10 protein-coding genes, 1 pseudogene and 1 other annotated feature are annotated in these 11,621 nt (G+C 35.2%); all 11 genes and pseudogenes read left to right on the forward strand.

The features are described 5' to 3' along the window. Nucleotides 1-307: 307 nt before the first annotated feature. The 11 genes and pseudogenes from JMM81_RS01430 (at nt 308) to JMM81_RS01480 (ending at nt 11,540) form a co-directional block, all read left to right on the forward strand. Entirely contained in the window at nt 308-2,473 is a 2,166-nt protein-coding gene (locus tag JMM81_RS01430; protein WP_256239724.1) for an HD family phosphohydrolase, read from the forward strand. After that, a complete protein-coding gene (gene ybeY, locus JMM81_RS01435; protein ID WP_256239725.1) occupies nt 2,470-2,940 on the forward strand; it encodes an rRNA maturation RNase YbeY in 471 nt (156 codons plus the stop codon). The genes JMM81_RS01430 and ybeY overlap by 4 nt, the downstream gene beginning before the upstream one ends. Then, entirely contained in the window at nt 2,918-3,298 is a 381-nt protein-coding gene (locus JMM81_RS01440; RefSeq protein ID WP_256239726.1) for a diacylglycerol kinase family protein, read from the forward strand. Before ybeY ends, JMM81_RS01440 begins: the two co-directional genes overlap by 23 nt. Before the next feature lie 347 nt (nt 3,299-3,645). Continuing rightward, entirely contained in the window at nt 3,646-4,554 is a 909-nt protein-coding gene (gene era / locus JMM81_RS01445) for a GTPase Era (protein ID WP_256240289.1), read from the forward strand. A 159-nt stretch (nt 4,555-4,713) separates the two neighbouring features. Then, a complete protein-coding gene (locus tag JMM81_RS01450) occupies nt 4,714-4,857 on the forward strand; it encodes a YqzL family protein (RefSeq protein ID WP_256239727.1) in 144 nt (47 codons plus the stop codon). Between the two features lie 30 nt (nt 4,858-4,887). Next, the gene (gene recO, locus JMM81_RS01455) at nt 4,888-5,643 is read left to right on the forward strand and encodes a DNA repair protein RecO (protein ID WP_256239728.1); all 756 of its coding nucleotides are present in this window, start codon (nt 4,888-4,890) and stop codon (nt 5,641-5,643) included. 114 nt (nt 5,644-5,757) lie between these two features. Further along, nucleotides 5,758-5,952 (forward strand) — a binding site (T-box leader). A 159-nt stretch (nt 5,953-6,111) separates the two neighbouring features. After that, the gene (glyQ, locus tag JMM81_RS01460) at nt 6,112-7,002 is read left to right on the forward strand and encodes a glycine--tRNA ligase subunit alpha (RefSeq protein WP_256239729.1); all 891 of its coding nucleotides are present in this window, start codon (nt 6,112-6,114) and stop codon (nt 7,000-7,002) included. Further along, nucleotides 6,995-9,067 carry a glycine--tRNA ligase subunit beta gene (gene glyS / locus JMM81_RS01465; RefSeq protein ID WP_256239730.1) on the forward strand — a complete coding sequence of 691 codons (2,073 nt, stop codon included), beginning with the start codon at nt 6,995-6,997 and terminating at the stop codon, nt 9,065-9,067. The genes glyQ and glyS overlap by 8 nt, the downstream gene beginning before the upstream one ends. 228 nt (nt 9,068-9,295) lie before the next feature. Further along, complete coding sequence (ccpN, locus tag JMM81_RS01470; RefSeq protein ID WP_256240290.1) at nt 9,296-9,928, forward strand: transcriptional regulator CcpN; 633 nt, start codon at nt 9,296-9,298, stop codon at nt 9,926-9,928. Nucleotides 9,929-9,979: 51 nt separating this feature from the next. Then, nucleotides 9,980-10,798, forward strand: a complete 819-nt coding sequence (locus JMM81_RS01475) for a pyruvate, water dikinase regulatory protein (RefSeq protein WP_256239731.1) — start codon at nt 9,980-9,982, stop codon at nt 10,796-10,798. 404 nt (nt 10,799-11,202) lie between these two features. Further along, nucleotides 11,203-11,540 (forward strand): annotated as a pseudogene (locus JMM81_RS01480) (DUF188 domain-containing protein). The last annotated feature ends 81 nt before the right edge of the window (nt 11,541-11,621 follow it).

Raw genomic sequence — 11,621 nt, forward strand, 5'->3', positions numbered from 1 at the left:
GAATAGGGTGCTGAAACTGGAAAGAATAAAGTATGCCGTTCGGATTTACCGGACGGTTTTATTTTTTCGTTATTGAGTAAAAGAGAGTTCAGTAAGGCTTATAGAAGGATTATAATGGATAAACTAGATAATAATAGAAGTTGTTTTTATTCATCATTTTTTAGAAAAAGGTGAAATAAGCTTACTAAGCTGTTATTATTTTTACATAAACCTATAAGAAAAAAATGGAATCTTTCTCAGGACATGCATTTTACTTTGACTCAGTTTCTTTTGCTTTTCTTATAATTAAGGAGGAATCAAGAAAACGATGCAGCATCATTTTTTAAAAATAAGAAATTTATTAAAAATGACTTTTTTTCGTATCCTCTTGTTTTTACTTCTAGGAATAATCCTTTACGCATCGATGTTCAATAATATAAGGCCAGAGAAGTTAAATGTAAGTTTATTTTCTATTGCAGAGCAAACGATACGTTCGCCTATTACAATTGAAGATAAAAAAAGCACTGAGGCGAAGAAAAAAGCAGCGGAAGAACAAGTACAGGATGTATATATATTAAATAAAACGATATCTCAAAACCGGATCGATTTAACGACATCTATATTTGACTCGGCCATAGAGCTTAGGGATGAAATAGAAGATGAACAAAAGGAAAATAGCCTAAAACAACAACTAGAAGATGAGAATGTCGCTGTCCCTTCTGAATCTGAAAATCTAAAAAGATTGAAGGAGAAATTAACAGGTGATGTGACGAAAGACATACCAAATACTGTTTTTACAAGTTTACTGGCAGCATCAGAAGATGATCTAATTATTGCAAGAGATCTTTCTGTTACGGCCATTAATACCATTATGAGTAGTCGTATTCCAGCTCATGATGTTGAAAATGCTAAGAAAAAACTAGAAGAAGAATTAAAATACACTAGCTTAAACACATCATTAAAAAATGCGACGATTCATCTTGGAAGGTATGCGATCATCCAAAATGAATTTTATGATCCAGAAGCAACGGAGGAAATGCGTAATCAAGCAGTAGAAAGTGTTGAGCCAGTTAAAATTTTGCAAGGACAAATTATTGTACAAGAAAACCAACTTATAAGTCGGGATATCTATCGTCAATTGGACCTTGTCGGCTTGCTAGATAACGAGCGATCGATCCAGCCCTTTATTGGATTAGCTATACTTATTCTTATTTTCTTGGCTGCCTTGTATTTTTATTTTTACAGCCTTGATGAGAAAAAAGAAACGAAGCACACTTATTTGATTTTATTCAGTTTGATTTTCGTGCTGTCCATTTTACTGATGAAAACAGTGAATCTATTCCGTATATTTGAATACTCGAATATTCCCTTTATTTTCCCCGCTGCGATGGGGGCGTTATTAATAAAAATATTGATCAATGAAAAAGTAGCAGTACTTCATATGATCATTATGGCCATCAGTGGCTCGATTATGTTTAATGAGGGAGTAACGGGTTCCTTTCATATGTCGGTTGGTATCTATATTTTGTGTAGTGGCGTCGCAGGCATTATGTTTTTGAATAATGATAACCATCGCTCAAACATCTTTAAGGCAGGTTTATTTGTGGCAGTCGTAAATGTACTTGTTATTTTTTCTCTAGTGTTTTTACGAAATGCTCAATATGATCTTACAGAATATGGGATTACTATCATGATTGCTTTAATGTCTGGCATACTATCTGCAGTACTGACGATCGGTCTACTTCCATTTTTTGAAGCGGGTTTTGGGATTTTGTCAACGATGAGATTAATTGAGCTATCGAATCCAAATCATCCTTTACTGAAAAAGATATTAACGGAAGCACCAGGTACTTACCATCATAGTGTAATGGTTGCAAATCTTGCAGAAAGTGCCTGTGAAGCGATTGGGGCGAATGGATTGCTTGCAAGGGTAGGTTGTTATTATCATGATATTGGGAAAATAAAAAGACCGTATTTTTTTATTGAAAATCAAATGAATACAGAAAATCCTCATGACAACTTGGCACCAAATACGAGTAAGAGTATTATTATTGCTCATGTAACAGACGGGGCAGAAACGTTGAGAAAACATCGAATGCCAAAAGAAATTATTGATATTGCTGAGCAGCATCATGGAACAACGTTATTGAAATTCTTTTATCATAAGGCCAAGCAAAGTGGTGTTGATGTAAGTGAGGAGGATTACCGCTATCCAGGACCTAAAGCACAAACTAAGGAATCGGCCATTGTAGGAATTGCTGATAGCGTTGAAGCTGCTGTACGTTCAATGTCACAGCCTACTCCTGAGCAGATTGAAGGACTTGTACGAAAAATTATTTCGGATCGTCTTCAAGATAACCAATTTAATGAATGTGATTTAACATTAAAGGAACTGGATAAAGTTGCCGATACTTTATGTGAATCACTAAAAGGGATTTTTCACTCTAGGATTGAATATCCAGAAATATCGAAACAGAAGGTGAAGCATGCATGAGTATAATGATTGATTTTATTGATGAAACAAAGGAGTTATCAGAGCAAGAACTAAATACGATTGAAAAGCTACTCTTTTTTGCAGCTGAAAAGGAAAAGGTAGAAGCAAATAGTGAGCTATCTGTAACATTTGTAACGAATGATCGAATTCAAGAAATTAATCGTGAATATAGAGAGAAGGATAAGCCAACAGATGTCATTTCATTTGCCATGGAGGAGCTTGGTGAAGGAGAAATTCCTCTCACTGGTGTTGATTTGCCACGGGTTTTAGGTGATGTGATTATATCACTTGCAAAAGCAAGAGAGCAGGCTGATGATTATGGCCATTCTTTTATTCGAGAACTTGGTTTTTTAGCGGTTCATGGGTTTCTTCATTTACTGGGGTATGATCATGAAAACGAAGAAGAGGAGAAAATAATGTTTTCAAGACAAAAGGATCTATTAGATGAATTCGGACTTCAAAGGTAGACGGAAAAGAGGATTACTACGCCCTTTTACTTTCGCCATTGTAGGGATATTACATGCATTACGCAATGAACGAAATATGAAAATTCATACGGTAGTAGTAGTGATTGTCATGATCCTTGGTCTGCTCTACCGTCTTTCAACGGTGGAATGGATGTTTATTATCTTCGCTATTGGAGGGGTACTTGCGCTTGAACTTATAAATACAGCGCTTGAACGGGTAGTAGATCTTGTAACGAAAAACTTTCATCCATTAGCCAAGCAAGCAAAGGACGTGGCGGCAGGGGCAGTGTTCATTTATGCAATTGTGTCTGTATTGATCGGATGTATAATTTTTTTACCAAAGATATTTGAAAAGTAGAGTTGTACACAATATATTTTATTTGTACAATTCTACTTTTTTATTTGTAAAAGGAAGTGTTTATGAATAGGGTTAAAGAAAGCTTTGTAAAAAGGAGGTTATTCGTCATTATTTTTGACATAAAGCCATTGTAATAGCTTGAATTTAGTATTGTTTTTAGAAAATTCTAACTTTTTGTTTACAAATTCCTTGTAAACGATGAAATTTTAAAAGAAATAGGGTAAAATAAAAAGAAGCGGTGGTCTTCGATAAAAAGGTTGAAAACTTGAACAGATATATCAGGCTATTAACAGTTGAAGAATTACTACCGGGAGCATTTTCAGCGGAGGACTTAAATGAATAAAGAAATGAATGAGACAGAATTTAAATCAGGATTTATTTCCATCATTGGAAGACCAAATGTAGGAAAATCCACATTTATTAATCGAGTAATTGGGCAAAAAATTGCCATTATGAGTGATAAGCCACAAACTACTCGGAACAAGGTGCAGGGAGTTTTAACGACAAACGATACACAGTACATCTTTATTGATACACCAGGGATCCATAAGCCAAAGCATAAATTGGGCGATTTTATGATGAAAGTAGCTCAAAATACGCTAAAAGAAGTAGATGTTATTCTGTTTATGGTGAATGCAGAAGAAGGCTATGGGCGTGGTGAGGAATTTATTATTGAAAAGTTCCAATCAGTCAAAACACCTATTTTCTTGATTATTAATAAAATTGATCGCATTCATCCAGATCAACTCCTAGCCGTGATTGACTCTTATAAAGAAAAATATCAATTTGCTGAAATCATCCCTATCTCAGCACTTGAAGGAAATAATGTTGAAACATTGTTAGAACAAGTGAAACGGTATCTTCCTGAAGGCCCGCTATTCTATCCGGCTGATCAAGTAACGGACCATCCTGAAAGATTTATCGTGTCTGAGCTTATAAGAGAGAAAGCTTTACATTTGACAAGGGAAGAAGTTCCACATTCTCTCGCTGTTGTGTTAGAAAAGATGGCGCCAGAGCAGAATAAAGATATGATTCATGTCATGGCGACGATTATTGTTGAGAGAGATTCGCAAAAAGGAATTATCATCGGAAAACAAGGAAAAATGTTAAAAGAAATTGGGAAACGTGCAAGAGCGGATATTGAGAACTTACTTGGATCAAAGGTATTTTTGGAATTATGGGTAAAGGTTCAAAAGGATTGGCGAAATAAAGCTTCACAGTTACGTGACTATGGTTTTCGTGAGGATGAGTATTAAAAATTACGCCCTAACTAAATTATTAACATGCAACCAATTTTATGCATGTTTAGGATTAACAAAATTTTCGTGTCATGATTATACGAAAGACAGGCAAATATAAGTGTATGGATTGGAATGAATAAATAGCTAGTCCAACAAACGAAAGGTGGGGTTTCAATGTTAGATTTTACTTGGAAAGTGTTTTCACAAACAGGTAATGTTGACACATATCTTCTTTTTAAGGAATTAGAGAAGGAGAATAAAGAAATACCCGGAAATAAGGACGAAGAGCTAGAAGAAATCGATTTTCCAATGACATAGGTTTGTCTCCCGTAGAGGGATGGTGCTAGAATGTTTCAAAAATGTGAAGGGATTGTCCTTCGAACGACAGATTACGGCGAAACGAATAAGATAGTCATTTTATTTACACGTGAATGGGGAAAAATTGGTGTGATGGCAAACGGAGCTAAAAAAACGAAAAGCCGATTAGCTGCCATCACCCAGCCTCTAACATATGGCTATTACTTAGTGCAAAAAGGAAGCGGTCTTGGGAGCCTTCAACAGGGGGAGATGATCGCTTCTTTACGTTCAATTAAAGAAGATATCTTTCTTACTGCCTATGCAAGTTATGTGGTTGAATTAACTGATAAAAGTACAGAAGAAAAGAATCATAATCCCTATTTATTTGAACTGCTGCTCCAAGTATTAACCTATTTAAATGAAGGATATGACCCTGAAATCATGAAGAATATTTATGAAATGAAGATGTTGAATACGCTTGGTCATTATCCTATTTTGAACCAGTGTGCGGTATGTAGGAGTACAGAAGGTAAGTTTTCCTTTTCGATTAGAGAAGGTGGAATTATCTGCCACCGTTGTTTAGAAAAAGACCCTTATCATCTAAAAGTATCTTCTGCAACAGTAAAGTTATTGCGTATTTTTTATTATTTAGATATGAGCCGTCTTGGAAATATTACGGTAAAACAAGAAACAAAAACTGAGCTTAAAAAAGTAATTAATGGTTACTATGATGAGTATTCAGGATTGTACCTAAAATCTAAAAAGTTTTTAGAGCAGCTTGATCGATTCGATAAAGGGGCTTTCTAACAATGGAGAAGCTTTTACCTCCACTGATCGTAACGAAAATAGGGAAATGATTATAAGCAGTTGACAAGCTCTTTTGTTTTCGCTATTATTCAACTATTAAATCATAATCATATAATCGTTGCTGTGATGGAAAAGAGTACTTAATTTTCTCTATTTAAGCGAATTCGGGATAGTGAAAGCCGAGTATAGAGCCTTAAGGAATGGCATTCTTGAGCGACATACTGTGTCTGTTAAAGACATAAATGAAAGTGGCTTGTCATTTAGGCTTGCAAGTAGGGTGGAACCGCGGGTATAACTCTCGTCCCTATGCTATTAGAGCATAGAGACGGGAGTTTTTTGTGTTTTTAAAATAAAGGGCTAGGTTAATGATGGTTATTAGAATAATACTATTGTTTAACGAAGTCATGGTGAAAGTAGTCTAGCGTAAGTGCCTAGCAGGTACTTTGCTTTAATTTATGGAGGTGTGGTATGAATATTCAAAATATGATATTAACACTGCAAAAACATTGGTCTGACCAAGGTTGTATTTTAATGCAGGCTTATGATGTAGAAAAAGGAGCAGGAACGATGAGTCCTTATACATTCCTGCGTGCGATTGGTCCTGAACCATGGAATGTCGCATATGTTGAACCATCACGTCGTCCTGCAGATGGCCGTTATGGTGAAAATCCAAACCGGTTGTATCAGCATCATCAATTTCAAGTAATTATGAAGCCTTCTCCTGACAATATTCAGGAACTTTATCTAGAATCTCTTAAGACACTTGGTATTAATCCACTTGAGCATGATATTCGCTTTGTTGAGGATAACTGGGAAAATCCTTCATTAGGATGTGCCGGACTTGGTTGGGAAGTATGGCTTGATGGGATGGAAATTACACAATTTACTTATTTTCAACAAGTAGGAGGTCTTGAATGTAAACCGGTTTCTGTTGAAATTACTTATGGAATTGAACGGCTTGCTTCCTATATTCAAGATAAAGAAAATGTATTTGATCTTGAATGGACAGAAGGCTTTACGATTCGCGATATTTTCGGACAACCGGAGTATGAGCATTCAAAGTATACGTTTGAAACATCTGATCAAGAGATGTTGTTTAACTTGTTTAATATTTATGAAAAAGAAGCACATAGACAGATGGAAGCAGGTCTTGTTCATCCAGCGTATGATTATGTCTTAAAATGCTCACATACTTTTAATTTACTTGATGCAAGAGGTGCTATTTCTGTGACAGAAAGAACGGGATATCTGGCACGTTGTCGTAATCTTGCTCGTAAAATTGCCAAAACCTTTTATGATGAAAGGGAAAAACTGGGCTTTCCAATTTTAAAGGCAAAGGAGGAAAATAATCGTGACTAAAAAGGATATCCTATTAGAGATTGGTTTAGAAGAATTGCCAGCTCGATTTGTAACGAATTCGATGAACCAATTGGCTGATAAAGTTCGCTTATGGCTTGAAGGAAAGAAAATTAATTATGGTGAACTAAAAGCATTTTCAACACCGCGTCGCTTAACGGTTCTTGTTTTGGATGTAGATGAGGCACAAGCTGACATTCATGAAGAAGCAAAAGGTCCAGCCAAAAAAATTGCCCAAAATGAAGAGGGTGAATGGTCAAAAGCGGCGATTGGATTTTGCCGTGGACAAGGAATGACTGTTGAGGATATTTATTTTAAAGAAATAAAGGGTGTAGAATATGCCCATGTTAAAAAGTTTATTGAAGGGAAGGAAACGAAAAATCTGCTTCCTGAGTTAAAAGATATTAGTACAAGTCTGAACTTCCCGAAAAATATGCGTTGGGCTGATCAAGATCTTCGTTATATTAGACCAATAAAATGGATTGTTGCTTTGTTTGGTCAAGAAGTGATACCATTTTCAATTACGAATGTGGAAACAAATCATTGGAGCCTAGGGCATCGTTTTCTAGGTAGTAAGCTTCACCTTACAGTTCCAGCCGATTATGAACAAGCGATGCTAGAACAGTTTGTTATGGTTGATCCAGTAAAACGAAAAAATACGATTCTTGAACAATTGAAAAAACTTGAAGAAGAAAATGATTGGGATATCCTAGTAGATGAAGGTCTGCTTGAAGAGGTCAATAACCTGGTAGAATATCCGACTGCCTTATATGGGAAATTTGAAAATGAATACTTAGAGCTACCTGAAGAAGTATTGATTACTTCGATGAAAGAACATCAACGTTATTTTCCGGTAAAATCAAAAGATGGAAAATTGCTTCCTTATTTTGTGACTGTTCGAAATGGTGGAACGGATCATGTAGAAAAGGTTGCAAAAGGGAATGAAAAAGTATTACGAGCAAGACTTTCTGATGCAGACTTCTTTTATCGTGAAGATCAAAAAAGAGATATTCAACAATCTTTAAATAAATTAAATTCAATTGTTTATCATGAAGATATTGGCACCGTATCAGATAAAGTTGGAAGAGTTCGACGTTTGACGAATATTCTTACAGATCAAATGGAGTTTACCAATGAACAACAGCGGGACGGGGACCGAGCAGCTGAGATATGTAAATTTGATTTAGTAACAAATATGGTTTATGAGTTTCCTGAACTACAAGGTTTTATGGGTGAGAAATACGCTCGCCAAAAAGGGGAAAATGAAGTGGTTGCAAAAGCGATTAATGAACATTATATGCCGCGTAACGCTGAAGATCAAATTCCAGCAAGTGGTGTAGGTGCTGTTCTGTCAGTTGCTGAAAAAATCGATACGATTGCATCCTTTTTTGCGATTGGGCTCATTCCAAGTGGTTCACAAGATCCGTATGCTTTAAGACGTCAAGCAACAGGTGTTGTTCAAATTCTTCTTCAAAAAAATTGGCAAATTAATCTAGAGGAAATCGTAAATCAATCATTGTCGCTTCTTGAAGCTGATGGTATCTTGAAGAAAAGTCTTGAAGACATTACAAGTGAAGTGATCTCTTTCTTTAAACTGCGTCTAAAACATTTACTACAAGAAAAAGGCATTCGTTATGATTTAATTGATGCTGTGTTAGGCAATGAAGTAGGCGTTGTTACTTCTTTAGTAAATAGGGCACAAGTTCTTGAGGAAAAGAGAAATGATGTTGACTTTAAAGAAAATATTGAAGCATTAAGCAGAATTTTAAATATCTCAAGCAAGGCTACAAATGAAGGGGCTATTCAAGAGACATTATTCGAAAATGATTTTGAACAGCAATTGTATGAAAAATATTTGGCTGTAAACGTTCTTTTAAATAAGAGTGTCACAGAAGAAGAGTATTTTGATTTACTTGTGTCAATGAAACCAGAGATTAATCCATATTTTGAACATACGATGATCATGACTGAAGATGAAGCGATCAAACAAAATCGTTTAAGCCTTATGGTAAAACTCTCTCAATTGATTAAAAGATTTGCCAATGTTAGTGAGATCAATGTAAAGTAATTGGCTTTTTTGACAAGCTACTTTGTTGACTGATTAAAATAAAAAGTTCGTTTGATATTAGGTTCTTTTATCTTGATCATTATCTACTCTAATACTACCTTTGTACCTACTGCCCTGAACAAAACATTATGACTGATATGATAGATTAGCTTTTCATTTCTAAGAAATAGTATATAATAATTATGTAATAGTATAACATTATTCCTGTTCAACTGGGCATGATAGGTGGTGTGGACAATAGAACTTAATAAACGTCAAGATCAAATATTAGAAATTGTAAAGGAAAATGGTCCAATAACGGGGGAACATATTGCAGACCGTCTGCATTTAACAAGAGCTACTCTTAGACCTGATCTTGCGATTTTAACGATGGCAGGTTTTTTAGATGCAAGACCTCGTGTAGGTTATTTCTATACTGGAAAATCAAGTGTGCAGCTTCTTACTGAAAATTTAAAGAAGTTATATGTAAAGGATTATCAATCCATTCCAGTTGTTGTCAATGAGAATATTTCTGTATATGATGCGATTGTAACGATGTTTTTAGAGGATGTTGGTACTTTATTTGTTGTGGATCAAACATCATTGCTCGTTGGTGTACTTTCACGGAAAGATTTATTGAGAGCTAGTATCGGCAATCAGGAATTGACGAGCTTGCCGGTTAATATTATTATGACAAGGATGCCAAACATAGCGATGTGCTTACGTGAGGACCTTGTCATTGATGTAGCCCAAAAGTTGATCGAAAAGCAAATTGACTCTATGCCTGTTGTGAAAGAAGTAAATAATGGTTTTGAAGTCATTGGAAGAATTACAAAAACAAATATAACGAAAGCATTAGTCGCTTTAGCGGATAATGAATAAGCAAAAAATTTGTACGTGACTGTGACTGAAATAGAAGGGGATGATAAATGGATGAGTAACATGCCAATCATCTATGTCGTATCCGACTCAGTTGGGGAAACGGCTGAACTCGTTACTAAAGCGGCACTCAGCCAATTTAGTGGGAATGATATTATTATAAAACGTTTTCCATTTGTAGAGGACGAGTCAAATGTAGACGAAGTCATCTCCTTAACAAAGAGTGATAAAGGTATGATTGCGTATACTCTTGTCAAGCCGGAAATACGTGAGTATATGAAAGAGGCTACTATGAAAGCAGATATTTTGGCATATGACATTATTGGACCACTCATAGATCAAATTCAATTACTTTATGGCCAGACACCGATAAATAAGCCAGGTCTCATTCATAAATTGGATGAGGATTACTTTAAGAAAGTTGAAGCAATTGAGTTTGCAGTTAAGTATGATGATGGTCGTGATCCTCGAGGAATCATGAAGGCTGATATTGTACTTGTCGGTGTATCTAGGACATCCAAAACGCCTCTTTCACAATATTTAGCACATAAACGATTAAAGGTGGCAAACATACCACTTGTGCCGGAAGTTAAGCCACCTGATGAACTGTTTACAATCTCTCCGGATAAATGCTTTGGTTTGAAAATTAGTTCCGAAAAGCTAAATGGCATTCGTAGAGAACGTTTGAAATCTTTAGGGTTAAGTGACGATGCTAATTATGCAAAACTGGAAAGAATTAACGAAGAACTGATGTATTTTGAAAAAATTATAGAACGAATCGGTTGTCCGGTGGTAGATGTTACAAACAAAGCAGTTGAAGAAACAGCTAATATTATCTACAATATGGTGGAAAAAAATAAAAGACAAAAATAGCACATGATTTCAATGTGCTATTTTCTATTGGTTATAATAGCAGTATTTTACATAGAATAGGAAGGTTGATTCATTTCTGTTTCATAGTAGTCTATTTAGCATAAAAATTTGGATTAATTAGCATTTATATAAAAAAATTAATGCGAAAATTGAATTTATGTACTATAATAAAAAATTGTGATAAAAATGTATCATAATTAGGTTTAGACTTTCCCTTCAAGGAATAAACTATTTATTGAGAGAAGTCAAGTCAACTACTAAAAAAAATTCGACACGATTTCATTAGAAAATTTGTTCCCTGAAAGAAGGATTATGCGGAGTGATGTAGAATTATTAGTACATTAGGCAAACCGGTTATTTATGTTGACGCTGATTCTTGTCCGGTTAAAGAAGAAATTGTCGAAATCGCTAATGAAAAAGACATTGAAACACTATTCGTCGCCTCATATGCTCACATGAAAAATGATCTGAATAACATGAAGTGGAAGTTCGTTGACTCAACGAAGGAAGCTGTCGACTTGTATATTATGAATCATGTGAAGGCTGGTGATTTAGTTGTTACTAAGGATATAGGTCTGGCTTCGACACTATTACTACAAGGAGTTACGTTCTATCTCCAAAGGGAGTTTCTTATGAGGAAAAGTCAATTCATACTGCTTTAGACATGAGGTATTTATTAGCAAAGGCACGAAGAAAAGGTATTTATGGAAAAGGATCAAAACCCTATACGAATAAGGACTGAGTAAGGTTTATAAAGGAATTATCAAATATTTTGTCTGAATTTGCAGGAATTTAATATTTTTTGACGAATACCTCATAAAGT

It is taken from the genome of Bacillus sp. V3B (assembly GCF_024494465.1).
In the GTDB taxonomy this organism is placed as follows: Bacteria; Bacillota; Bacilli; order Bacillales; family Cytobacillaceae; genus Bacillus_BD.

What these genes read in the sequence shown, in the direction of transcription:
- JMM81_RS01430 (WP_256239724.1), top strand. Translation starts at nt 308, where the DNA reads ATGCAGCATCATTTTTTAAAAATAAGAAATTTATTAAAAATGACTTTT.
- ybeY (WP_256239725.1), top strand. Translation starts at nt 2,470, where the DNA reads ATGAGTATAATGATTGATTTTATTGATGAAACAAAGGAGTTATCAGAG.
- JMM81_RS01440 (WP_256239726.1), top strand. Translation starts at nt 2,918, where the DNA reads ATGAATTCGGACTTCAAAGGTAGACGGAAAAGAGGATTACTACGCCCT.
- era (WP_256240289.1), top strand. Translation starts at nt 3,646, where the DNA reads ATGAATGAGACAGAATTTAAATCAGGATTTATTTCCATCATTGGAAGA.
- JMM81_RS01450 (WP_256239727.1), top strand. Translation starts at nt 4,714, where the DNA reads ATGTTAGATTTTACTTGGAAAGTGTTTTCACAAACAGGTAATGTTGAC.
- recO (WP_256239728.1), top strand. Translation starts at nt 4,888, where the DNA reads ATGTTTCAAAAATGTGAAGGGATTGTCCTTCGAACGACAGATTACGGC.
- glyQ (WP_256239729.1), top strand. Translation starts at nt 6,112, where the DNA reads ATGAATATTCAAAATATGATATTAACACTGCAAAAACATTGGTCTGAC.
- JMM81_RS01475 (WP_256239731.1), top strand. Translation starts at nt 9,980, where the DNA reads ATGAGTAACATGCCAATCATCTATGTCGTATCCGACTCAGTTGGGGAA.